This is a genomic window from Arthrobacter sp. KKT183, assembly GCF_055657625.1.
Map to the genome: position 1 here is coordinate 2,184,238 of NZ_CM145770.1, position 21,971 is coordinate 2,206,208.

General features: G+C 63.3%; 22 protein-coding genes. 5 read left to right on the forward strand and 17 right to left on the reverse strand.

From position 1 onward, the window contains the following. The first annotated feature begins 35 nt into the window (after positions 1–35). Positions 36–836 carry an alpha/beta fold hydrolase gene (locus tag ACZ2GY_RS10395; protein ID WP_346028129.1) on the forward strand — a complete coding sequence of 267 codons (801 nt, stop codon included), beginning with the start codon at positions 36–38 and terminating at the stop codon, positions 834–836. 139 nt (positions 837–975) lie between these two features. Then, complete coding sequence (locus ACZ2GY_RS10400) at positions 976–1,938, forward strand: serine/threonine-protein kinase (protein WP_277358570.1); 963 nt, start codon at positions 976–978, stop codon at positions 1,936–1,938. Between the two features lie 31 nt (positions 1,939–1,969). On the opposite strand, the gene ACZ2GY_RS10405 is transcribed toward ACZ2GY_RS10400, so the two are convergent. Both ACZ2GY_RS10405 and ACZ2GY_RS10410 read right to left on the reverse strand, forming a co-directional pair. After that, a complete protein-coding gene (locus tag ACZ2GY_RS10405) occupies positions 1,970–2,143 on the reverse strand; it encodes a hypothetical protein (RefSeq protein WP_277358571.1) in 174 nt (57 codons plus the stop codon). A gap of 102 nt (positions 2,144–2,245) precedes the next feature. After that, positions 2,246–3,121: an Fpg/Nei family DNA glycosylase gene (locus tag ACZ2GY_RS10410; RefSeq protein ID WP_277358572.1), complete on the reverse strand. Its 876-nt coding sequence runs from the start codon at positions 3,119–3,121 to the stop codon at positions 2,246–2,248. Positions 3,122–3,269: 148 nt separating this feature from the next. Between ACZ2GY_RS10410 and ACZ2GY_RS10415 the strand changes: the two genes are divergently transcribed. Further along, the gene (locus tag ACZ2GY_RS10415; RefSeq protein WP_277358573.1) at positions 3,270–3,941 is read left to right on the forward strand and encodes a TetR/AcrR family transcriptional regulator; all 672 of its coding nucleotides are present in this window, start codon (positions 3,270–3,272) and stop codon (positions 3,939–3,941) included. 254 nt (positions 3,942–4,195) lie between these two features. Here the strand turns inward: ACZ2GY_RS10415 and ACZ2GY_RS10420 are convergent, their stop codons facing one another. Continuing rightward, complete coding sequence (locus ACZ2GY_RS10420) at positions 4,196–5,533, reverse strand: MFS transporter (RefSeq protein ID WP_277358574.1); 1,338 nt, start codon at positions 5,531–5,533, stop codon at positions 4,196–4,198. A 202-nt stretch (positions 5,534–5,735) separates the two neighbouring features. Here ACZ2GY_RS10420 and ACZ2GY_RS10425 point away from each other — a divergent pair, with 202 nt between their 5' ends. Then, the gene (locus tag ACZ2GY_RS10425; protein WP_346028127.1) at positions 5,736–6,449 is read left to right on the forward strand and encodes an IclR family transcriptional regulator; all 714 of its coding nucleotides are present in this window, start codon (positions 5,736–5,738) and stop codon (positions 6,447–6,449) included. Here ACZ2GY_RS10425 and ACZ2GY_RS10430 read toward each other — a convergent pair. The 4 genes from ACZ2GY_RS10430 to ACZ2GY_RS10445 form a co-directional block, all read right to left on the reverse strand. Further along, positions 6,442–7,710, reverse strand: a complete 1,269-nt coding sequence (locus tag ACZ2GY_RS10430; protein WP_471671827.1) for an MFS transporter — start codon at positions 7,708–7,710, stop codon at positions 6,442–6,444. The two genes, ACZ2GY_RS10425 and ACZ2GY_RS10430, sit on opposite strands and share 8 nt — an antisense overlap. 72 nt (positions 7,711–7,782) lie before the next feature. Beyond that, the gene (locus ACZ2GY_RS10435) at positions 7,783–10,878 is read right to left on the reverse strand and encodes an AAA family ATPase (RefSeq protein WP_471671828.1); all 3,096 of its coding nucleotides are present in this window, start codon (positions 10,876–10,878) and stop codon (positions 7,783–7,785) included. Next, a complete protein-coding gene (locus ACZ2GY_RS10440; RefSeq protein WP_471671829.1) occupies positions 10,875–12,035 on the reverse strand; it encodes an exonuclease SbcCD subunit D in 1,161 nt (386 codons plus the stop codon). The genes ACZ2GY_RS10435 and ACZ2GY_RS10440 overlap by 4 nt, the downstream gene beginning before the upstream one ends. Positions 12,036–12,121: 86 nt before the next feature. Next, the gene (locus ACZ2GY_RS10445; protein WP_471671830.1) at positions 12,122–13,000 is read right to left on the reverse strand and encodes an aquaporin; all 879 of its coding nucleotides are present in this window, start codon (positions 12,998–13,000) and stop codon (positions 12,122–12,124) included. Positions 13,001–13,161: 161 nt separating this feature from the next. Here ACZ2GY_RS10445 and ACZ2GY_RS10450 point away from each other — a divergent pair, with 161 nt between their 5' ends. Then, positions 13,162–14,085 (forward strand): ADP-ribosylglycohydrolase family protein, encoded by a 924-nt coding sequence (locus ACZ2GY_RS10450; protein WP_471671831.1) that lies wholly within the window; start codon positions 13,162–13,164, stop codon positions 14,083–14,085. 8 nt (positions 14,086–14,093) lie between these two features. Here ACZ2GY_RS10450 and ACZ2GY_RS10455 read toward each other — a convergent pair whose 3' ends face one another. From ACZ2GY_RS10455 to murI, 10 genes are all read right to left on the reverse strand, one after another. Continuing rightward, positions 14,094–15,083 carry a 3'-5' exonuclease gene (locus ACZ2GY_RS10455; protein WP_277358582.1) on the reverse strand — a complete coding sequence of 330 codons (990 nt, stop codon included), beginning with the start codon at positions 15,081–15,083 and terminating at the stop codon, positions 14,094–14,096. Positions 15,084–15,167: 84 nt separating this feature from the next. After that, positions 15,168–15,857, reverse strand: coding sequence for a hypothetical protein (locus tag ACZ2GY_RS10460; RefSeq protein WP_277358583.1), 690 nt, complete (start codon positions 15,855–15,857; stop codon positions 15,168–15,170). Further along, the gene (locus ACZ2GY_RS10465; RefSeq protein ID WP_471671832.1) at positions 15,854–16,774 is read right to left on the reverse strand and encodes an ABC transporter ATP-binding protein; all 921 of its coding nucleotides are present in this window, start codon (positions 16,772–16,774) and stop codon (positions 15,854–15,856) included. The genes ACZ2GY_RS10460 and ACZ2GY_RS10465 overlap by 4 nt, the downstream gene beginning before the upstream one ends. After that, entirely contained in the window at positions 16,771–17,151 is a 381-nt protein-coding gene (locus ACZ2GY_RS10470) for a GntR family transcriptional regulator (protein WP_277358585.1), read from the reverse strand. The genes ACZ2GY_RS10465 and ACZ2GY_RS10470 overlap by 4 nt, the downstream gene beginning before the upstream one ends. A 113-nt stretch (positions 17,152–17,264) precedes the next feature. Continuing rightward, entirely contained in the window at positions 17,265–17,915 is a 651-nt protein-coding gene (locus tag ACZ2GY_RS10475) for a GNAT family N-acetyltransferase (RefSeq protein WP_277358586.1), read from the reverse strand. Then, positions 17,912–18,571: a DedA family protein gene (locus ACZ2GY_RS10480; protein WP_277358587.1), complete on the reverse strand. Its 660-nt coding sequence runs from the start codon at positions 18,569–18,571 to the stop codon at positions 17,912–17,914. The genes ACZ2GY_RS10475 and ACZ2GY_RS10480 overlap by 4 nt, the downstream gene beginning before the upstream one ends. A gap of 86 nt (positions 18,572–18,657) precedes the next feature. Further along, a complete protein-coding gene (rdgB, locus tag ACZ2GY_RS10485; RefSeq protein ID WP_277358588.1) occupies positions 18,658–19,290 on the reverse strand; it encodes an RdgB/HAM1 family non-canonical purine NTP pyrophosphatase in 633 nt (210 codons plus the stop codon). After that, positions 19,283–20,080: a ribonuclease PH gene (rph, locus tag ACZ2GY_RS10490; protein ID WP_277358589.1), complete on the reverse strand. Its 798-nt coding sequence runs from the start codon at positions 20,078–20,080 to the stop codon at positions 19,283–19,285. The genes rdgB and rph overlap by 8 nt, the downstream gene beginning before the upstream one ends. A 57-nt stretch (positions 20,081–20,137) precedes the next feature. Continuing rightward, positions 20,138–20,929 carry an MBL fold metallo-hydrolase gene (locus ACZ2GY_RS10495; RefSeq protein WP_471671833.1) on the reverse strand — a complete coding sequence of 264 codons (792 nt, stop codon included), beginning with the start codon at positions 20,927–20,929 and terminating at the stop codon, positions 20,138–20,140. Further along, a complete protein-coding gene (murI, locus tag ACZ2GY_RS10500) occupies positions 20,926–21,882 on the reverse strand; it encodes a glutamate racemase (protein WP_346028121.1) in 957 nt (318 codons plus the stop codon). Before murI ends, ACZ2GY_RS10495 begins: the two co-directional genes overlap by 4 nt. Positions 21,883–21,971: the final 89 nt, after the last annotated feature.

The following is a 21,971-nucleotide window of genomic DNA, read 5'->3' on the forward strand; positions in this document are numbered from 1 at the left end:
GGAAAGACCGCAGCAAGAGCACCGGGGAGGAACTCATGGGACGTCACAGCGATCATCTGGTTGAGGGAACAAACCCGGGATTGAATGTCCTTGTCCACGAGCCCGCGAGCCCGTCAGCACTGCGCCCCATCCTGCTCCTTCACGGGTTCGCCTCCTCGGCCCGGCTCAATTGGGAAGATTCCGGCTGGATTCGTGCCCTTACCGACGCCGGCCGCAAAGTCGTCACCCTCGACCTCCCCGGTCATGGATCAAGTACGGCTCCCGAAGAAATGGACTCCTACTCCCCCAGCCGCATCCGGGCGGACCTGCTCCAGATACTGCTCGATGCACACGTCCACCCCCTCGCCGACGGTCAGCCGGGCAGCGGCGTCGACATCATCGGATACTCGCTCGGTTCACGTCTGGCGTGGGAATTCGGCGCCACGCAACCGGAACTGGTGCACCGTATGGTGCTTGGCGGACCTGGAAGCGGCGATCCGCTGGCGGCGTTCGACCTGGCAGCCGCGCAACGATTCCTGACCGACGGGTCACCCATCGCCGACGAGTCGACCAGCAGTCTGCTTCGGATGGCACGGCTTATTCCGACAAACGACGTCTTTGCACTGCTCACCATGGTAGAGGCAATCAAGCGAGAGCCTTTCGTGCCCCGTGACGCCATACCTCACATGCCGCTCCTCCTGGTGGCCGGAGACAAGGACGAACGAGCGCAGACCATTCCGGAACTGGCGGAGCTGAGCGGTCATGCGGAAATACTCTGGCTCCCAGGAAGAACCCATACCAACGCAGTAACGTCCCGGACCTTCAAGAGCGCGGCCATCAATTTCCTCGCCGCGTAACGATTATTGAACGTTTGAGACTGCGGCGCGGGGCGGTCTTCCGCATCTCTCCGCGCAGGGTAGAATGTTAGAGGTGATCAGCATGCTTATCACCTGCTCTTCACCCCCATAACTTTTCTTTCTTCCCCGGAGGTCTCACGTGGATGAACTCCTGGCCGAGCGGTACCAACCCATTGAGTTGATTGGTACCGGCGGCGCAGCATCGGTGTTTCGGGCACTGGACCGAAACCTCGGCCGGGACGTGGCAATCAAGGTATTCAACCCCACCACCTCCGATGATGACGATTACCGGCGTCAGCATACAGAGACCCTGTTGCTCTCGACGCTGAACCATCCCGGACTGGTGACGCTGCATGATGCCGGCCTGCAGGATGACGGCAGCGGCAAGACCACCAGTTTCCTTGTCATGGAACTGGTCGACGGACTGGATCTGCGCAAGCTGTTGAAATCCGGTCCGCTTCCTTCCGAGCACGTGGCTCAACTGGGTGCGGATCTCGCGGATGCGCTGGCCTACATCCACTCGCAGGGAGTCATCCACCGCGACGTGAAACCTGCGAATATCCTGATGTACCACTCCGGGGAGCAGGACACCCGCCTCTACCCCAAACTCACCGACTTCGGCATTGCCCGAATGGTGGAAGCAACGCACTCCACCGCACATGGCGCCACCATCGGCACGGCCAACTACCTCAGTCCGGAGCAGGCAGAGGGTGCGCACGTGGAAACGAGCAGCGACATCTATTCGCTCGGCCTGGTGCTTCTGGAATGCCTTACCGGGGAAAAGGCGTTTCCCGGCCCCGTCGTCGAGGCCGCCGTTGCCCGCCTCCTGCGGGACCCGGATGTTCCTGAGTCCCTCGGCGCCGACTGGGTCAATCTCCTCACGCGCATGACCGCCAGAAATCCGCAGTCGCGCCCTGACGCGCATGAGGTCGCGCTTGCGCTGCGCGTGGGAAGCGACTCCGATAAGGACGGCGGCATGATCCTCAATCTGCCAACACCCAGTGACACTCAGGCAGATACGCCCGACGTGATCACGGGCGGAGTGACGACCGGAAACGTTCACATTCCCGAACCGCCGTCACACGCCCCGTCACTGGGTTAGCAGCTTCCAGCGTCAGAAACCGCTCAGTGCCTCACTTGGAGTCCCCGTCCTCATCCGGGTCTTCCTCCGGTTCGAAGCTGCTCGGCTCCTCAGTTGTAGTCGCGCCCACACCGTCCTCGGTGTCGGGTATGGTTCCTTCCGGCTCCGTGCTGGTGGAATCCCCGCTCTGGCGGTCGTCTTCCCGGTCGTGTGAATCATGCGTCATGGTGACCTCCGTAGTTGGAACCGGATTGTTACATCTTCGATCCTAGGGTCATTGATGTCGCCTGCGAAAGGTGCAGCCGCCACCAGGACCGGCGATGTCCAATCACTTGAGAAATTTGGAGGTCCGCCGATCTGCCAGTTGCTTCCCTCCTGTCTGGCAGGTTGGGCAGTACTGGAGCGCGGAATCGGCGAATGAAATTTCACGAACAGAGTCCCCGCACACCGGGCAGGGCTGACCGGTCCGGCCATGAACCTTCATCTCCCGCCGCTTGGAATCCTTCAACTCCTTCGCCGGCTTGCCGTCGGCCGCAGCAATAGCCGATTGCAGGACCGAGTGCATCGCGTCGTGAAGCACCCCCACTTGCTCATCAGTCAGCTTGGATGCGAGGGCAAACGGAGACAGGCGGGCGGCATGCAGGATTTCGTCGCTGTAGGCGTTGCCGATTCCCGCAATGAAAGACTGGTCCCGCAACGCACTCTTCACCTGGCTGCGGTGCCCATGGAGCATTGCCATGAACTGCTCCCGGCCGATGTCCAGCGCTTCGGGTCCCAACCGGCTTACCCCCGGAACCTCCGCCACCTTCCGGACGAGGTAGACCGCTGCTGACTTCTTTGTGCCCGCCTCGGTCAGATCGAATCCGTAGCCTGCTGGTTCCGAACATCTCAATCTCAACGCAATCGGCCCCTTGCCCGGCCGCAGGGCGGTATCCGGAAGCGCGTTAGACCAACGCAGCCAGCCGGCTCGCGCGAGATGCATCACGAGATACACGCCTTCAAGGCTCAGGATGAGGAACTTTCCCCTCCTGTCTACGCCGGTGAAGGTCATCGAGGACACGGCGTCAAGTGGAACCTCGGCAGTCTTCAGCACGGCGAAAGAGCCAAGCTCAACGTTCCCTACCCGGGCTGGTTCACCGTCCTCCGGCACTAATTTGCCGGCCAGGAAGTGGGCCAGTCCCTGTACCTCAGGCATCTCAGGCATGGCACTACGGTACCGCGGGAGGCCTTCGCTGCGAGTGCTGCGCCACGAAACCTCCAGGGCAACAGAGCAGCAGGTCTTCCACTACCGTATAGGAGGGAGCAGGTGAACGGTGCCGGCTCCGGGCCGGAAGGAATCAGGAACACAAACGATGGTCGGCGCAACCGGTACATCCCCCCGCTCAGCGGGCAGGCCGCTGAACAGGATTCTTTCCCAGGAAGCAATCACCCGGGCGGCTCTCACGCTCATCGAAACCCGCGGGTATGAGGGCTTGACCATGTCTTCCCTTGCCCGCGCTCTCAAAGTGGCGCCGTCGTCGTTATATAACCACGTGGAATCCAAAGGCGACGTACTCATCCTTCTGCAGGACCACGTCATGACTCAGGTGGACGTGTCAGGTTTCGAGTCCGAACCGTGGGAGCAGGCTGTCCGCCGGTTCGCCTGGTCCTATCGCGATGTCTTCACCCGGCATACTCCGCTTATCCCGGTGATCGCCGTACTGCCCGTGAGCGGCGCGCCGCAGACCCTTGCCGTCTATGAGGCAGTGACCCGTGGATTTGAGAAGGTCGGCTGGCCGGAACCTTTGATCGTGCCGGCAATCATTGCTCTTGAGTCTTTTATCTTCGGGTCCGCGTTCGACGCGACGGCCCCGGAAACGATCTTCGAATCGGGACCTCTGGCAGGGGCTTATCCCCGATTCACTGCTGCCGTGTCCGCGCGCAAGGACCAGGCGAACCAACGGCAGGCGGACGCTGCGTTCGGTCTCGGGCTTGACTCACTCATCACTGGGCTCAAGTCAGCGGCGGCAGTGCATCAGCAGTGACGCCAAATACACCGGCACAAGTTCGCGCAGCTGAACGTATGCGGTTTGTTGAATCAGAGGCCGGACATGCAAAAGGCCGGCTCGGTGGGCTGGGGGAACCCGTGGCGAGCCGGCCTTTCGTGTACCGGACCCGTCAGTCCGGCGGCGGGCCCCTCGTACAAGGCCCGTCTTGATCCTCAGTGTATGAAGGGCCGGCAGCGGACGCCATGGGGAGAACTACCCATGGAGTCCACTGCCGGGCGCCGACGTTCCGGCTACTTCGCCTGAGTGTGACCGGAACCGACGTGCAGCGGTACCCCGCGTGTCTCCTTCACCATGGTCACAGCCGCGAACGAGATGGCGCAGAGCACCATGATGTAGACGCCGATCGAAATGGACGAGCCGGTGCCCCTCAGCAATGCTTCCGCAATCAGCGGGGCGAAGGCACCACCGAGAATGGCGCCCAGTGCGTAACCGATTCCGATACCGGAGTACCGCACGTTCGCAGGGAACATTTCGGCATACATCGCGGACATCGGTCCGTAGGACAGCCCCAAACCGATCGTAAGGACGAACAGAGCGACTCCATAGGCGAGGATGTTGCGCGTGTCGATCATCAGGAACAGGGGGATCATCCAGACGAACACGAGCCCATAGCCGATCTGGAAAGTACGCACCCGGCCAATCCGGTCGGAAAGAATGCCTCCGTACATCGTGAAGATCAGCCAGCCGAAGGAGGCAAGCAGGGTGGCGAACAGCACGGGCCCGCCGGGCATCCCCAGCGTGCGCTGGGCGTACGCCGAGAAGAAGGCGATGAGGAGATAGCCTGCCGCGTTGTTAGCAATGAAGATGGCTGCGGTCAGTACAACCTGCTTGGTGTTGTGGCGGAAGAGCTCCTTGAGCGGAACAGATGATTCCTGCTTCCGCTCGGTCATCTCCTTGAAAACGGGGCTTTCCGCAACTGCCTTGCGGATGAAGTAGCCGACAACGATGAGGACCACGGAGAGCAGGAACGGAACCCGCCAGCCCCAGGCGAGGAAATCTTCCTGGGACATGGAAGAGCGCAGCAGGAACAGCACCAACGTTGCGATGATCATGCCAACGGGAACACCGATCTGGGGGTATGCACCCCAAAAGCCGCGCTTGTGAACCGGAGCGTGCTCTACCGCCATCAGGGCCGCACCGCCCCATTCTCCGCCTGCCGAGAAGCCCTGCAGGATGCGCAGCAGCATCAACAGAATCGGCGCCGCCACGCCGATCTGCGCGTAGGTCGGCAGGAGGCCGATCAAGGCGGTGGCCGAACCCATCATCACCAGGGTGAAGACGAGCATGGCCTTGCGCCCGATGCGATCCCCCAGGTGACCTGCAACTACCGCTCCGAGCGGCCGGAAGAAGAAGCTGATGCCGATAGTGGCCCATGAGACCAGCTGCGCCAGGCCCGGACTGTCCTCGTTCAGCGGCGCGAAGTACAGCTGCGCGAAGACGAGCCCCGCGGCTTGCGCGAATATGAAGAAGTCATACCATTCGATGGTGGTACCGACCATGGTCCCCGCGACGACCTTGCGGTCCTCCCGAGACATGCGCTGCCGTGGGGCAGCCGTTGAAGACGTCATTGTTACTCCAGGTGGGACGGACTTTAATTACCGACAGAACGTTCGGTAACTATGGTTCAGATCATACTCTTCAGGGGCACTACACCGCAGCATTACCGGAAGTCGACGCCTCCTATTGCGCGCCGCTGCCGTTAACCGACCAAACAGGCAGTTGCAGTTCGATAGTTGAACATATCGTTCCGATATAGAATAATATCCGAGTGTGAGCTCCGACACAACACCATCGCCCCAGCATTCGCAGACCCTGTCCCGCGGCCTGCGATCCCTCGAGATTCTCGCGGATGCTCCGCGGGCGCTATCAATTGCCGAGTTGTCAGTGGAGTTGGGCGTCCACCGCTCCATCGCATACCGGATTGTGCGCACGCTGGAAGATCATTCGCTCATCGTCAGGGACGATGCCGGCAAAATCACGTCCGGCCCTGGTCTGGCCGCCCTAGCGCGAGGAGTTTCCCGTGACCTGCAGACTGCAGCGCTTCCTGAATTGACGGTTCTGGCGAACGAACTCGGTATGACCGCATTTGTCGCCGTCTGGGACCGCCACGACTGCGTCACGCTGGTGACGGTCGAGCCGCGCCACTCCAGCGCCGCCGTCGCCCAGCGGCCGGGAACACGGCACGCCTTCAGCGCGGGCGCGCCGGGCATTGCAATCCAGTCGGCGGTGAGCGAGGAGGATTGGGAGCGGCTCGCGCCGGGCCAGCTCTACCGGGAAGAAGCTGCTGCAGCGCGCTTGCAGGGCTTCGCCACCAGCCACGATGAGGTTATCGCCGGCCTGTCGTCCGTTGCAGCTCCCATCCGGCTCGCCGGCGGACTGCCTGCGGCGGTGGCCGTCGTCTACATCCGCTCAGCCCACCCGGAGGCTGAACTCGGTCTGCGGATTGCGGGCAGCGCCCGCACCATCGAGGAACAGCTCAGCTGACTTCCGCCGCGTCAGTCCTGCTGGGCAGCACCACGGTCGACACCACGCCCAACAGCAGGAGTACGACGGCGGCCGCCATCGGAACCGCGAAAGCTTCACGGACGCTCGCCTCCGCCAGCGCTCCTGCTATGGACGCTCCAAGCGCCGTGCCGGCGACAATGCCGCTAGCCAACAGGGTCATCACCGTGCCGACCAGGTGCTTCGGGGCCACGAGTGAGCCGACGCTGAAAATTGTGACCATCGTTGGACCGACCGGGATCCCGAGGATCAGTAGTGCTGCGAGCATGAACGGAATGTCCAGAGCAAGGAGGGGCAGGAAAGCGGCCGCGCTCATCATCGCCGCTGAAGCCACCCACCGCAGTGGGTGGCGGAATCGCTGTGGCCAGTACGCTACCGACAAGGCGGTGAGGGCGGAGCTGACGCCCATGACGGCATACAGCAGGCCCGCCGCCGTCTCCGCTCCGAAACCTCCGGCGAAGGCGATCAAGGCGGTCTGGGTCGAACCGAAGAAGGTGCCCATCATCACCATCCCGAGAACCGGCAACGCCACAAGAAAACCGGTATGCGCTCTTCGCTGGGTCTTCACCTCCGAGCTTCGCGTCCGGGGGCGGCGCCGCAGCGGAATTACCGCCCGTTCCGTTGGGTGCACAGCGAAGGCGGAAACAAAAGCCAGGGTCAGTGCTGCTGCGAGTGCTAGCGGCAGCCAGGGCGCAATCAGGCTCGCCAGCAGTCCCACCAGCGCAGGACCCAGCACGAAGGTCAACTCATCGGCCGTGCTCTCGTAGGAGAGCGCCGTGTCGAGATCCGTTGGTCGTTTGTCCTGGGTCAGTGCCATCCAGCGAACCCTTGCCAATGGTCCGATTTGAGGGCAGGTGGCGCCCACGAGGAAGGCAGCAATGAGCGTGGGAAGCAGCCCTGTTTCGATGCCCGACACGCCGCTGACAATGATCAGACAGACGATCGCCAGGGTATTGAGTGCGGCTGACAGCAGCAGGACCGGGCGTTGGCCGTAGCGGTCCGCCAGGAAACCGAGGACCGGCGCGCCCAGTGCAGAACCGACGCCGACAGCGCCGGCTGCAAAACCACCGAAAGCGTAGGAATCCGTGCCGGCTGTCACCAGGGTGAGCGCTCCAACGGTGAGCATCGCCAGAGGCAGGCGGGCAATCAAGCCGAGTGGAAGGAAACCTGCGCCTGCAATCTCAGGTAGCCGGCCGAAACGTCCGCGGTGCGAGGTATCTACTTCAGGGGTTGGTGTAGCCATGTGCACTCCGGGTGCTATGAAACGCGCATCGTCCCTCCTCCCGATGCGCCCAACCCGGTAACACCAGCAATTTTACACTCGCTGCAGCTGATTGACGAAGCGCACGGTAGACCCTGTCCGGCTCTTGGAAACGTGCAGCTGGGCGGGGATCCGCTGCATCAGGTCGGCAACATGGCTGACGAGTCCGACTACACGTCCGCCGTCACGCAGGCTCTCCAGGGCGTCCATCACCTGCTCGAGGGAATGCTCGTCGAGACTTCCAAACCCCTCGTCAACGAAAAGCGTCTCGATATCCAGGCCGCCTGACTCCTGCTGCACGACGTCGGCAAGCCCCAATGCGAGCGCCAATGATGCCATGAAGGACTCGCCGCCCGACAGCGTTGCCGTATCCCGGTGCAGTCCGGTCCAGCTGTCAATGACATTCAAACCAAGGCCCGATTTTCGATTTCCCGACTTGGAATCACTGTGGACCAGGGAGTACCGGCCGTCTGACATTTTCTGCAGCCGCTCGGTTGCGGCACCTGCAACCTGTTCCAGGCGGGCCGCCAGCACATAGGTCGCCAAGCTCATCCGATACAGGTTCTCGCCGTTGCCCCTGGCTGTGTCAGCAATCGACCTGGCGAGCTGGTGAGCGTGCCGCAGCGGCACGAGCCGTTCCTCAAGCGCTGCTGCCCTGTCCGCATAGGAGCCCATCTGAACCACTGACTGCTCCAGCAGCCCCACCTCCAGGACAGCCTGGTCAAGAAGCTTCGATGCGTCCGCTTCCTCGGTCGCGGCCGACGCAATGTCATCTTCGTTCGGCACGGGGCTGCCGTCCTTCTCCAGAATGGCGGCGGCCAGGTTCTCCGGCCGCTGCAGGTCCCGTTCGATCCGATGAGCAGAATTTTCGGCATCGCGGATGGCCCGCTCCGCGGTTTCGGCCTCCGTGCTGGTCAGCAGCGCGTCGCGGACGGCTTCCGCTGAAGCGAAGTCCGTTATAGACAGGCGTGTCCGCAATGCAGCTTCGGCCTTGTCAAGGTTCTCCTCTGCCTGCTCACAGCGATTCAAGGCAGCGCACACCGCCCCAAGACTCCGCTCCGTTGCTTCGAGCGCCGTGATTTTCTTCTCAACGGAATCGTAAGAACCACGCACGTCGGACAGCTTTGCGGCCAACGCCGCCTGCTGCTCCGCGAGTGCGGCTAGCCGTGATGATTCTTCTGCCTGAGTCCGCGCAAGGTCCGCCTGTTGCTCCTGCAACCTTGCAAGCGTTGTATCCGCCGCGGTCTTCCGTGTGCTGAGGTCGGTGGCCAGACGGACCGCCTGTTCCGCTTCCGCATGCTCCTGCTCAAGGGACACAAGCGTAGCGCGAAGCTGCCCGGCATCGGCGTCGCCGCTTCTGGCGCGTAGCCCGGCGGCCTTCAACGCGGCCTCGTCGCGGGCCGCGGCGGTCTTCCGCAGCCGGTTCTCGGCTGCATCCTGCTCTTCCCTGGCAAGTGCTTCGTGTTCGCGGGTGACGAGGGACTGCGGATCCGCAGCTGCAGGCGCCGGATGATCCTCACTCCCGCAGACGGGACAGGGCTCCCCTGCATCCAACCGCTCGGCAAGCTCCGCAGCTGCCTGTTCCAGACGCGCCTGGAGTTTCCGCAGCCAGTCATCTTTCGCTGTAAGAAAGAGTGCCTGATGCTCCTGCTGCAGCTCGTTCAGCTCACGCACAGCACGTTCCGCACTGTCCGCCTGCCCCAGCAACTCCAACCGGCTGGCCGCTTCGATGCACTCCGTTGCCAGTCGTCCTTCACGGGCTGCCATCACCTGCGCGTCTTCCAAACGCGATGTCAGTTCGACGTATTCCCGCCGCAACTGTGCATCTGCTTCACTGCAGCGCGCTGCCTCGGCCTTCTGACGCTCCAGAGCAGTCTCGGTCAGACGAATCCTTGCTGACAGCTGGCTGAGGTCCTTCTCCAGCGGCAGGGCTGCGCGCGTCGCGGCCAAAGATTCACGAACCACCTCGTGAGCCCGTTCGAACGTGGCCAGCGACCGCAGGGAGTCGGGATGGAGAACCTCGGGGACTTCCTGCCGGACTGCAGGATCGGCTTGCAACGGACGTGCTGCTGATTGCAGGCCCTCCCGCAGATTATGCACCTCTGCAGCCGCCTCGTCCCTCGATTGCAGCGCTCCCTGGAGGATTTGAGCGCGTTGGTGATCTGCCAGCTTTGCCCTCAGAGTTCCAGCCCCGACCAAGGCACCCTGGTTAGCCTGCGCTTCTGAAACCAGCTCGCGGAACGTCAGGCGATCCCTGCGCTCCGCCTCAAACCGGGAGCGCCTCTCTGCGGCGGCATCGCGCAGGATCCTGAGCTCGCGGGTCCTTTTCCGACCCTCAGCCACGGCCGCCGTCAGCAGGTCTTGAAGAAGCACGGGATCAGGCGTCCAGTCAACGGAGGCACTGCCCTCGTGGCCGGAACCATCCGGTTCTCCTTCCGGGTATGACGCCGGGGTGCTGGACTGCCGGGGCGTCAGGCCGTGACGTTCAACTTCCTCTGCAGCCCGACTGAGGAGGGCCTCCAGCTCGGTCTCGGCCTCCTGGAGCCGCGCGGATGTCCGTGCGGAGTGCTCTGCCAGCATGTGTTCCATAGTCGAGAACCGGTCGGTTGCGAACAGCCGCTGCAGGAGCTCGCCGCGAGCGGCTGCATCCGACCGGAGGAAGGCCGCAAACTCTCCCTGCGGCAACATGACGACGCGCGTGAACTGTTCACGGTTCATTCCCAGAAGATTCTGGAGCTCCGCTCCCGCTTCATCATTGCGAGTGGACCGGGTTACCCACTCGCCGGCAACCCTTTCGCGCAGCAAGGTCTTGGCCTGCTCTGTGGTTGTTCCGCTTCCGCGTTTGGACGGCCGGTTCCAGGAAGGGTTTCGGGTCACTTCCAGACGCCGGGATCCCGCCGAGAACTCACACACCACTTCCGGCGCAAGCGCATCGGGGGCGTGGTCGCTGCGCAGCCGCTTCGCGTTCTGACGTGCTCCCGGAACGGAACCATACAGCGCGAAACAGATGGCATCGAGCACGCTGGACTTACCCGCCCCAGTGGGCCCGTTCAGCAGGAACAGGCCCTGTTCGGTAAGGGCGTCAAAATCGATGTGCTGGCGCACGGCAAAGGGCCCGAAGGCCTGTATCTCAAGTCTGTGGATTCTCATGCGCCGCTTTCAGCTGCCCGCAGGGCGTCGATCGTCTCAGCGAACAGGGCTGCCTCCTCGGTGCTGGCACTGCGTTGACGCACGTGCTCAAGGAACCCGCAGCAGATGGCAGCATCATCAGCGGCCTGGGCGATCCGTTCACTGTAGGTACGCTCTTCCCCCGCGCTTCGGGAGGGTTCGAACGCGAGCACCAGGGTTCCGGGAAACCGTGCCCGCAACCGTTCCATGGCCTGGTGCGGCCGCTCGGCATCGGTGAGCGTCACCTGGCACCACGCGTTTTCTGCCGCTGCGTGCTCCGGCGCAGTGATGAGCTCAGCGATAGGACCGCGCAGGATTGCAAGCTCGCGTTGCGGGGCCCACTTCACCGGCTGGATTTCACCTACCCCACCTTCATCGATGTCTACCAGCCAGGCTCCCTTCGACTGCCGCGCCTCGGAGAAGGAATATGCCAGCGGAGATCCGGAATAACGTACCCGCTCCTGCAACTGCTGCTGCCCATGGAGGTGGCCCAGCGCAACGTAGTCAAACCCTTCGAAGAGGTTCAAGGGCACAACGCCGAGACCGCCCATGCTGAGCTCCCGCTCGCTGTCCGAGCCGACGCCGCCACTGGCGAAGGTATGCGCCATGACGACCGAGTGCACGATTGATTGCGTGCGGCGCCGCCGCATGTCCGACCTGATCTGATCCAGCGCAGCAGCAGTCACTGCCGTATGCGTGGAACTCTCACAATTAAGCGGATCCGCAACCATCCGGGGTTCAAGATATGGCACACCGTAGACGGCAACCTCAATGCCCTCGTCAATTCTGAAAACGGCAGGGCGCCCGATGTCTTCCAACCGGGTACGGAGGTGGACCCCTCCGCGCTCAATGAGCTTCCCGCCGAATCCCAACCGAACTGCCGAGTCATGGTTGCCGCTACTGACCACCACCTGCGCGCCGGCTACCGTAATCCGTTCCAATGCCTCGTCGAAGAGCTCGACGACGTCAACGCCAGGCAAAGCGCGATCATAGACATCACCGGCAATAAGCACCACGTCCACGTTCTCCTCGCGGACCGTCTTCTCCAACTGATCGACGAAAAGCCGCTGAGCCTCGAGCATCCCAACACCGTGGAAGGAGCGGCCCAAGTGCCAGTCTGACGTGTGCAATAACCTCATGATTCCAAGCTACCGGCCGTCTCCGACAGTTTCGGACGGCAACGCCGAAGCACCGGTTGGAACGCCGCCTGGACGGTCGGTACGCGCTACGGGGTGCCGTCGTCGTCATGGGTGTCACGGCGGGCTGCCAGCGTAGCGGCGGCTGCCGCGGAACCGGCTGCAGTGTCGCCGGTTTCCGGAGCGCCGTTGTCCCCCGCCGGGGCGGACACGCTCTGCCGGCTGTGGATCGCGAGGTCGAAGCTCCGGTAGAGCAGGCCCGCGATTAGCGCACCGAGCAGGGGTGCAAGCCAAAAGAGCCACAGCTGCTGGACTGCCCACGCCTCGGCGAACAGTGCCGTTGCCGTGGACCGGGCAGGATTGATCGCGCCGTTGTCCATGGGAGCGAGCGCGGTGAGCAAGACGGCGTATCCCAGGCCGATGGCGAAGGGAGCCGCTGCACGTGAAAGTGACCGGCCGGTCGATCCAAGCACTACTGCGGTCAGCAGAGCAGCCGCAGTGACCTCGATCAACAGCACACTCGCGATCGGGAACTGGGTGGAGGAGTGCTCCGCATATCCGTTCGCCGCTGCCGAGAACAGCCCGGCAGTCTGGATGTCCTGCGGGTGCGCGCTGAAAATCACCCAGAACAGGCCGGACGCCGCAAGCCCGCCAAGAACCTGCGCCATGATGAAGGGCAGCACCGACCTCCACGCCAGGCGCCCGGCCATCGCCAGTCCGAGGGTGACAGCGGGGTTGAAGTAACCGCCCGATAGCCGGCCGAACGCGGCGATGGCCGCGGCCAGGCCCAGCCCGAATGCCACACCGGGAGCAATGCCGCCCTGCGGATTGAGCATGGTCACGCCCAAGCCGCCCAGGATCACCAGAAACGATCCAAGCGCCTCCAGCAGGGAAGCCGTGATGAGGCCCGGGCCGTTGTCGTCGTACCGAGTGCCCGTGGCGGGCTTTTCCTGGCTGATCGGGTGCATGGTGGTTGATTCCTTCGATGGTGGTGCGTGCTGGGCACGAGGCAAACCCGTCAAGCGTTCCACTCGTATCTGGGCGTTTCCTGAAGGCATCGTGGCAGGGATCGGCTGGGCGGACTGCCTAGACTAGCGGGGTGACATCTTCTGAATGCTTCCCCCCTGCATTGCGCAGCAGAATCACCGGCTCGATCCTGGCCTGTGCACTCGGTGAGGCTGCCGCAGGATCACCCGATGCGTCTGTCTTCGGCGATGCCACCGCACTGACGCTCTACACGGTCGACGGCATGACTGAAGCGCTCGAGTGGGCCAACGACGGCGTCGCAGCCGATGAAACCGCCTGTCTCTGGCTTGCATACCTCCGGTGGCTCGGGACTCAGGGAGAGGCACCGCCGTCGTCCGCTCCCGCTCCTCCTGCCCGCTGGATCGACAGGCAGGACGTCCTGCATACCCGACGGCACTCGGACGCTGCCAGCATCCGTGCGCTCAGAAGCGGCGAGATGGGCAGCCGTCAGCGGCCGCTTGAAACGGACGACGACGGCCCCGGTGCGCTCCAGCGGTCCGCACCCTTCGGCCTCATCGCCAATGTTCCGCCCGCGATGGTCGAGAAGCTCACACTCGATGCCGCAGCGATCACACACGGCAATCCCGCTGCCCGGATTCCCGCAGCAGTCTTCGCCGGCCTGATTCATGCGATCGCCCACCGGGAACTCTCGCTGTCGGACGCTGTAGCCGACGCTGCAGCGCACGCGGCGGCATTGGGGTCGACCGACCTCTCGGTCCAGCTCACGAGTCCGGATGCCGGCGCGCTCCCGACTGCTTCACCGATTGCCGGAAACATCCTGTGCGAGGCAATCAGGCTGGTGCTTGCCACCGCAACCGACGACGACGCTGCCCATGTGAGCGCTTTCCTCGCCGCTGCTGCGGAGCAGGATGCGCCTGCAGCGCGGGTTACCGGAGCTGTTGCCGGTGCAATCATCGGCGCACTGCATGGACGCGATGTACTCCCTGCCGCCGCAATTGATCAGCTCACGGGAGCACGGGCGGTCGAGGAATTAGCCGGCCGCTTCGCCTCCGAAATGGGCGCATAGGAAAGGCTCTACTGGCTCGTGACGGGCCAGCGTCCCTCGGTCATCTGCAGGAACTCTGCTTCCGAGAGCACTTCAATGTTCTGGCCCCGGCCGTGAAGCTCCATCACGCGTCGTGCCTTGCCCGTTACCCGACCACTGCGCAGATCTGCGGCAACGAAACCGTTCCCCACCACCAGCACTGTGGTCTTGCGGGTCACGGCGCTTGCCGGTTGCGCTCCGAGCACAGCGGCCCGCTGCTTTGCCTGCGGCCGCGGAATCCCGAGGTCGCCGGTGAAGACAACAGTCTGCCCGTACAACGGGTGTGTGGGATCCGCAGCCGGGTTCGGGTCCGGGTTCAGTCCTTCGTCCGGCCAACCTGCCCAGCCGGTGGCGGGCCCCCGTTCCAGCGCCGTACGGGTCGCCTTCGAAAGCTCGGAAATTCCTGGCTCGTAGGCTTCAAGACGGGACAGCTTCAGCCGGTGCCCGGATACAAGCTCCTCGAGCGTCGCCGCTTCGGCGCGACGCGCGATGTCCACCAGAATTCCTGCGCAGGCGCGGGCATCCTCAACAGCGTCATGGTGGTTCACCAACGGCACTCCGGCAGCTTCCGCCACGTAAGGCAGCGAGTAGGAGACAAGGAAGTAGCTGCGGCGCGAGAGCAGAACCGTGCAAGCGTAGTCGTAAGCAGGACCGGCCAGGTTGGACACTTCAAGCGCCGAACGGATAACGCCCATGTCGAAGGCAGCGTTGTGGGCCACTACGACATCGCTTCCAATGAAGGCACCGATCTCCGGGAACAGCTCACCGAAAGTCGGCTGGTGCGCCACCATGTCGGCGGTGATCCCGTGGATGGCGACGTTGCGGGAGTCGAAGTGGTCGTGGCCTGCCGGCGGGCGCATCAGCCACTGCGCTTCCTCGACGATTCGGCCATTGCGGACCTTCGTGAGCCCTACGGCGCAGGGCGATCCGCGAAACCCGTTGGCAGTCTCGAAGTCGATGGCCGTGAACTCAATTCCCACCCGCTCACGGTATCCGGTGGAGAAGCGTAGGCAGTGGAACCGACTCCGCGTGGCGGGGCCGGTTCCACTTCACGGCGGAACCGACTAAGGCTCTGCCCGACGCAGGGTGAGGAACGAACCGCCGGCAAGGGCAAGGGCCAGAACGGCGAGCCAGCCGGCAACTGTTAGCTGCGTCTGCGAACCAAGGAAGGCTCCGACCTCGGGCCAGGCGCTGCGTGAGCCGATCAGGTACAGGGTTCCCACCAGCGCAAGAGCCACACTGATTCCGGCGATCAACAATCCCGTTGCCTGCCAGCGCTTGTAAATTGTGGCTGACCAGAACCCGATCAGGAAGAGAGCCATCATCACGGCGAAGTAGAAGGCTATTGGTTGATACCAGGGGCCGTCCGCAATCCAGTCGAGGGCGAAGAAGCTTCCGCCCACTCCCCAGCCACCGGTCCCCTGCTCCACCAGTCCCAGCAACCAGTAGGTCACGGCGGTGATAAGCGCTATCAGCGAGAAGAGGGACAGGGTGCCGAGAAAGAAGGTGCGCCGGGTGATGCTCAGTCCCTGGGAGAACGGGAAGGTGAGCGTCAGGGACTGGATGCCCAGGGCGAAGAAGTACCACATGACAGCCTGGGATCCGCCTGAGATGCGCACCCCGCCGTCGTTCGGAATGAACGACCAGATGATCAGGGTCAGCAGAAAGGATGCGGCGAGGATGATCAGGGGTATCCCGATGAAGATCCAGCGGTTGGCCAGTTGCATCCGCATGACTTTGACGACGCGGTTCATCGTGCTACCTCCGAGAGGGGCCGGTCCGCGGCCCCGGAACTTGCCGGTGATGCGGACATGGTTCTGCGGACAATGAGTTGCTGCAGGGAAACGGGCGCGAGCTCAAGGCCGAGTTCAGCAGCTTCCCGGGTTTCGGACTCGTTCAGCGTGCCGAGTGCCGTTACCGACGCCAGTGAAGCGAAATTGTCTGCGTGGACCACCTCGCGGCCGCCGAGGAAGGTGCGAACCTTCTCGGCCGAGCCCACTACCGTGAATGCTGATCCGCGGATGGTTTCGGCGTCATCATCCATGATGATCCTCCCCTGATCGATCACGATCACGTGCTCCAGCAGGTTCGCTACTTCGTCGATCAGGTGAGACGACAGGACCACTGTGCGCGGGTGCCGCGAGTAGTCCTCGACCAGGCGGTCGTAGAAGAGCTGGCGTGCAACCGCGTCGAGTCCCAGGTAGGGCTCATCAAAGAACGTGAGCTCCGCGCGGGAGGCCAGCCCGATGATTACTCCTACTGCTGAGAGCTGGCCTCGGGACAGCTTCTTGATGTTGCGGCGCAGCGGAAGCTGGAAATCCGTAAGCAAGCGATCCGCAAGTTCCTGGCTCCAGTTTGCGAAGAAGAGCGCGGCGGATTTGAAGGCGTGCTCCGCGGTGAAGGAGTCCGGGTACTTCTGGGATTCGCGGATGAAGCAGATGCGGTTGAGGACGCGCTCGTTCTCGTAGGGATGCTCGCCGAAAACCCGTACTTCCCCGGATGATGCGAAACCCTGGGCGGTAAGGATCGACATGAGGGTGGTCTTACCGGCACCATTACGGCCGAGGAGCCCGTAGATGCGGCCAGGCTCCAACGCGAGGTTGATCCCGCGCAGGGCCTCCGATTTCCGGTACTTCTTCGTGAGGTCGGTGACCTCGATGATGGTTTTCACTGCGCTCCCCCCTGCAGGGCGTGTTCGCCCTGCCTGATCATGTCTGCAAGTTCGTCCGGTTCAATGCCGAGCTTGCGGGCTTCCCTGGAAAGCGGCTGGACGTACTGGTCAAAGAACTGCTCCCGCCGACGCTGGATCAGCACCGTCCGGGCTCCGGTTGAAACGAACATGCCGATTCCTCGTTGCTTGTAGAGAATCCCGTCATCGACCAGGCGGTTGACGCCCTTTGCCGCCGTGGCCGGATTGATGCGGTAGAAAGCCGCAAACTCATTGGTTGACGGAACCTGGGATTCCTCGGCCAGGGTTCCGTCGATGATGTCGCTCTCGATGCGCTCGGCGATCTGTTGGAAGATCGGCCGACCATCCTCGATTAGCATGGCGATCCCGCACGGGGCCCACCGGCCCTGTCGACGGGGTTCGCTGGTTCATTACTCATGTAGCTAACCATATAACCAACGAGGCAATGTCAAGAAAGGAACAGGTGTGAGTTTCAGGCGGTGGTCAAGAGCGGCAGAACAGGTTCCTCACCGTTGACGCCGAGGCTCCACTCAGGCCGCTTAAACCAATCCGCCTGAAGCCGAAGGTGCACTTGCCTGGTCACCTCACCGGGCCGGGCGACAACCTCCGACACACCGTTCGCTTCATAGCCGAGGCTGCGCGAAACCCCGAGCGATGAGTTGTTCCACTCAGCTGCCTCCGAGAGCGCCGCGACGGCACCGAGGTGATCGAACGCGAACAGGAGTATTGCGGCGCGCATCTCCTTGCCGAGGCCCCTGCCCTGAACAGGCTGCGTGAGCCAGGACCCGCTGTGAACGGTGCGCAGAAGCGGGAAATCACGGGCGGAGACATCCTGCATTCCCACCACCCGGCCCTCAAAGCTCACGGCGAAATTGATTGTCCAGGAACCCGGCTCAACAGAGCAGCGCTGGCGCCACTGGTGCCTGACGGTCTCGCGGATCAACACGTCCCGCGGCGCGTCCGTCCACGGCACACCGAACGGCATCTTCGCCGGGTCATGGATTCCATCCAGCACGGCATCGATCAGCTCCGGCAACTGCTCGTCCCGAACCGGCGTGAGCGACAGCCGCGGCGTCCGGAGTTCCAGACCGAAGAGCGGCCACACGTCACTCAGCCGGGTCATGAGGCTTCGCGCTTGCGACGCACCTTCCGTACCTTGCTGACAATGAAGAAGGCAACCACCAGCACGACGGCGGCAATCACCAGTTTCTGAAAGATGCCCGCATACTGCTCCACCAAATGCCAGTTTTCACCCAGGTAGTAGCCGGATAACACGAAGATGGTGTTCCAAATCAGGCTTCCCGCGAGGGTCAGGCCAAGGAACTTCCACACCGGCATGCGTTCGATACCGGCAGGAATGGAGACCAGGCTGCGGAAAATCGGCACCATCCGACCGAAAAAAACGGCCTTGTAGCCGTGGCGGTCGAACCACGCCTCAACGCTGTCAACATCCTCAAGATCGACCAGGGGGACCTTGGACACCAGAGTCCTCATCCGGTCCCGGCCGAGCAGTACTCCCAGCAGGTAGAGCAGGTAGGCACCCACCACCGAGCCGGCGGTGGTCCAGAAGAGTGCTTCGAACAGGGTGAAATCTCCCCTGCTGGCCGTGAAACCTGCAAGCGGGAGGATGACCTCGCTGGGAAGCGGGGGGAAAAGATTCTCGAGGGCGATCGCCAGGCCCGCACCGGGTGCACCGATCGTCTCCATCATGGTTACCGCCCAGTCAGCGACACCTCCGAGTGTGGATTCATTCCCGGTCTGCAGGGGCAGGTAACTCATGATTGTTCTCATAACCCGGTTAAGTCTGCCCTATCAGGCCGCCCACACTGAAAGCGGCAACCGGGCCGCTGCCTTTGAACGGCCAGTCATCCCAGGAGTTCGACGATCGACGGCAACAGCGCCTCGAACGCCTGCCCCCGATGGCTGATAGCATTCTTCTCCTCCGGTGCCAGCTCGGCGCAACTGCGGTTCATTCCCAGGGGCTGAAGCGCGGGGTCGTATCCGAAGCCGCCCTCGCCCCGCGGCTCACTCAGAAGCGTTCCTTCCAGTTCACCACGCCTCACGACGTCGGTGCCGCCGGGTAGTGCGAGAGCCGCCGCGCAGACGAACCGCGCCTGCCGCCGGCCCTCCGGAATGTCGGCTAGCTGGCTGAGCAGGAGGTTCAGGTTTGCGGAGTCATCGCCGTGGCGGCCGGCCCACCGTGCCGAAAAGATGCCGGGAGCACCGCCGAGTACGTCGACTGCCAGACCGGAGTCGTCAGCGATCGCAAGGATGCCTGTTGCCTCTGCAACCGCACGTGCTTTGAGCAGAGCGTTCTCCTCGAAGGTTGTGCCGCTTTCCACCACATCGGGTGCGCCGGCGGTGACAGCGTCAATCACCTGGGTATCGACGTCGAGCCCCGGTACCTTTCCGCGCAGCAGCGAGCGCAGTTCACGCAGCTTGCCCGCGTTTCGCGTTGCGAGGACCAGTCGCGGCGCAGCGACAGGATGTTCAGACACCGGCGGACTCCCCCAGTGTCTCGCGCTGCATCTGGGCAAGCTGGGACGTGCCCAGCAGTGCGAGATCAAGCAGCGCATCCAGTTCCGCCCGGTCAAAGGGTGCACCCTCGGCTGTGCCCTGAACCTCGACGAAGCTTCCGCTTCCCGTGACCACGACGTTCATGTCTGTCTCTGCGCGCACATCTTCGACATAGGGCAGGTCAAGCATCGGCACACCGTCGATGATGCCGACGCTCACGGCCGCCACGGTGTCCGTCAGCGGGCGGGAGGACTGCGGGATCATCTTGTGTTCCTTGGCGTAGCGGATTGCCTCCGCGAGCGCCACGTAGGCGCCGGTGATAGCGGCCGTGCGGGTGCCGCCGTCGGCCTGCAGTACGTCGCAGTCAAGAACAATGGTGTTCTCCCCAAGGGCCCGCGTATCAATGATCGAGCGGAGGGAGCGTCCGATCAGGCGGGAGATCTCGTGGGTCCTCCCGCCAATGCGGCCCTTGACGGACTCCCGGTCGGAGCGGGTGTTGGTCGCCCGGGGAAGCATTGCATATTCGGCCGTAACCCAGCCCTTGCCCTCCCCCTTGAGCCACCGCGGAACTCCGGTGGTCAACGACGCAGTACACAGCACCCGTGTGTTCCCGAATTCAATCAGCGCGGACCCTTCGGCCTGGTTGGACCAGCCCCGCGTGATGCTGATGGGCCTCAGCTGGTCAGGTGTCCGTCCATCCGCACGGACACCGTTGCTTTCGGAAGTCGATACAGGCGCAGAGTCAGGCTCGGAAGAAGAGGGGGAAGTCATGGTTCCAGTCTGCCAGAGCCGGTTCGGTGCGGGCTATTCACGCCCGCACGCAAACGGTCAGACCAGGTACGAGACCCCGGCAACCGCAACGGCGACATCCCCCGGATAACTGCTGCGTGCCTCTTCCATGGTGAGCACGGCATCGTTCCACACCGGTAGGTGTGTCAGCAGCAGCCGCCGCGATGAGGCAGCGGATGCGACCTCCCCGGCGCGTTTCCCAGTGAGGTGGACGCCACGGATGGCATCGTCCCTGCCCTCGTGGAAGGCTGCTTCGCACAGGAAAATCCCTGAGTCGGCGGCGGCCTCGACCAAACCGTCACATGCGTCTGTATCCCCCGAGTAGGTGAGGACCCGCTTGCCGCCCGGAGCTTCCGGATCCGTAACCTCGATGCGAAGGGCGTAGGCCTCGTCCACCGGGTGAAGGACGGGGTAGGGAGTAATGGTGAAAGGACCGACCTGCACTGGCGTGCGAGACGACCAGGCGTGGAAGTCGAAGTCATCGTGCATCCCCGGATCCAGGTCCAGCCCGTAGGCGGTGGCCATCCGGTCTGCGGTTCCGGCGGGACCCCACACGGGAATCCGCGGCTGGTTCCAGCCTCCCGGGTCCCAGTGCACTGCCACATGCAGACCGCACAGGTCCATGCAATGGTCCGGATGGAGATGGGTCAGCAGGACAGCGTCAATATCCCGCAGGTCCATATAGCGCTGGAGTGCGCCGATGGATCCGTTGCCGAGGTCGAGCAGGATCCGCCAGGTCTTGCCCTCCTCCTGCACCGTCACGAGGTAACAGGAGGCAGGCGAGTGAGGTCCGGGGAACGATCCGCTGCACCCGACGATGGTGAGCTTCATGGACGGCGGTTCCCGGCAGCGCCAGCGTCCGCCCGGGCCGTGGAAATCATTTCCGGCGTGATCCGAGCCATGCTTCCTGTCGGATACTGCGCGGACACATGGTCGACATGTTCCACGCTCAAGACTTCCGGTCCAAGGAAGCGCCGCGCCAGTTCCTCGAAGCGGGCTGCGTTGCCCGTAGCCACGAAGTGGTGCCGCGGCTGCCCGGATCCGGTGCGCAGGAGATTGTGGGACACAAGCGCGCGGTAGACGTCCTTGGCGGTTTCCTCCGCGCTGGAGACGAGGGTCACCGAGTCACCCATGACGTAGGAAATCACGCCTGTCAGAAGCGGATAGTGGGTGCAGCCAAGAACCAGGGTGTCGACGTCGGCATCCTGCAGCGGACGAAGGTAGCGGGCGGCCGTCTCGAGGACGTCCGAGCCGGCCGTGACGCCCGCTTCCACATAGTCGACGAACGCCGGGCACGCGGCGGAAAAGATATCGAGGTGGGGAGCCGCGGCGAAGGTGTCCTCATAGGCGCGGGATCCAACGGTTGCGCTGGTTCCGATGACGCCGATCCGTCCGGTCCTCGTCGAGGCGACTGCGCGGCGGACTGCCGGCTGGATCACTTCGATGACGGGAATTCCGTACCGGGCGGTGTAGCGCTCACGCGCATCACGCAAAACGGCAGCGGACGCGGAGTTGCAGGCGATGACGAGCAGTTTGACGCCCGAATCCACCAGTTCGTCCATGACACCGAGTGCGTAGGCCCTTACCTGCGCAATGGGAAGCGGACCGTACGGTGCGTGCGCGGTGTCTCCGACATAAAGCACCGATTCGTGGGGCAGCTGATCGATGACGGCCCGGGCCACCGTGAGGCCTCCGACGCCTGAGTCGAAGATGCCGATGGGGGCTTCGGTGGACCTCAGAGCGGCCAGTTCGGCAGCCTCGGAGTCGGCGGGGTCAGAACTCATGATCCTTTGAGGATAGGATGCACCGCCGGAGTTGGCTAAGCAGGAAGGCGTGTCCTTAATCACAGCGCAGCTCCGGTTTCCAGGCGGAA

Excerpts from the sequence above, each read along its gene's own strand:
- ACZ2GY_RS10395 (WP_346028129.1), top strand. The coding sequence starts at position 36 with ATGGGACGTCACAGCGATCATCTGGTTGAGGGAACAAACCCGGGATTG.
- ACZ2GY_RS10405 (WP_277358571.1), bottom strand. The coding sequence starts at position 2,143 with ATGACGCATGATTCACACGACCGGGAAGACGACCGCCAGAGCGGGGAT.
- ACZ2GY_RS10410 (WP_277358572.1), bottom strand. The coding sequence starts at position 3,121 with ATGCCTGAGATGCCTGAGGTACAGGGACTGGCCCACTTCCTGGCCGGC.
- ACZ2GY_RS10415 (WP_277358573.1), top strand. The coding sequence starts at position 3,270 with ATGGTCGGCGCAACCGGTACATCCCCCCGCTCAGCGGGCAGGCCGCTG.
- ACZ2GY_RS10420 (WP_277358574.1), bottom strand. The coding sequence starts at position 5,533 with ATGACGTCTTCAACGGCTGCCCCACGGCAGCGCATGTCTCGGGAGGAC.
- ACZ2GY_RS10430 (WP_471671827.1), bottom strand. The coding sequence starts at position 7,710 with ATGGCTACACCAACCCCTGAAGTAGATACCTCGCACCGCGGACGTTTC.
- ACZ2GY_RS10435 (WP_471671828.1), bottom strand. The coding sequence starts at position 10,878 with ATGAGAATCCACAGACTTGAGATACAGGCCTTCGGGCCCTTTGCCGTG.
- ACZ2GY_RS10440 (WP_471671829.1), bottom strand. The coding sequence starts at position 12,035 with ATGAGGTTATTGCACACGTCAGACTGGCACTTGGGCCGCTCCTTCCAC.
- ACZ2GY_RS10445 (WP_471671830.1), bottom strand. The coding sequence starts at position 13,000 with ATGCACCCGATCAGCCAGGAAAAGCCCGCCACGGGCACTCGGTACGAC.
- ACZ2GY_RS10460 (WP_277358583.1), bottom strand. The coding sequence starts at position 15,857 with ATGAACCGCGTCGTCAAAGTCATGCGGATGCAACTGGCCAACCGCTGG.
- ACZ2GY_RS10470 (WP_277358585.1), bottom strand. The coding sequence starts at position 17,151 with ATGCTAATCGAGGATGGTCGGCCGATCTTCCAACAGATCGCCGAGCGC.
- ACZ2GY_RS10475 (WP_277358586.1), bottom strand. The coding sequence starts at position 17,915 with ATGACCCGGCTGAGTGACGTGTGGCCGCTCTTCGGTCTGGAACTCCGG.
- ACZ2GY_RS10480 (WP_277358587.1), bottom strand. The coding sequence starts at position 18,571 with ATGAGTTACCTGCCCCTGCAGACCGGGAATGAATCCACACTCGGAGGT.
- rph (WP_277358589.1), bottom strand. The coding sequence starts at position 20,080 with ATGACTTCCCCCTCTTCTTCCGAGCCTGACTCTGCGCCTGTATCGACT.
- ACZ2GY_RS10495 (WP_471671833.1), bottom strand. The coding sequence starts at position 20,929 with ATGAAGCTCACCATCGTCGGGTGCAGCGGATCGTTCCCCGGACCTCAC.
- murI (WP_346028121.1), bottom strand. The coding sequence starts at position 21,882 with ATGAGTTCTGACCCCGCCGACTCCGAGGCTGCCGAACTGGCCGCTCTG.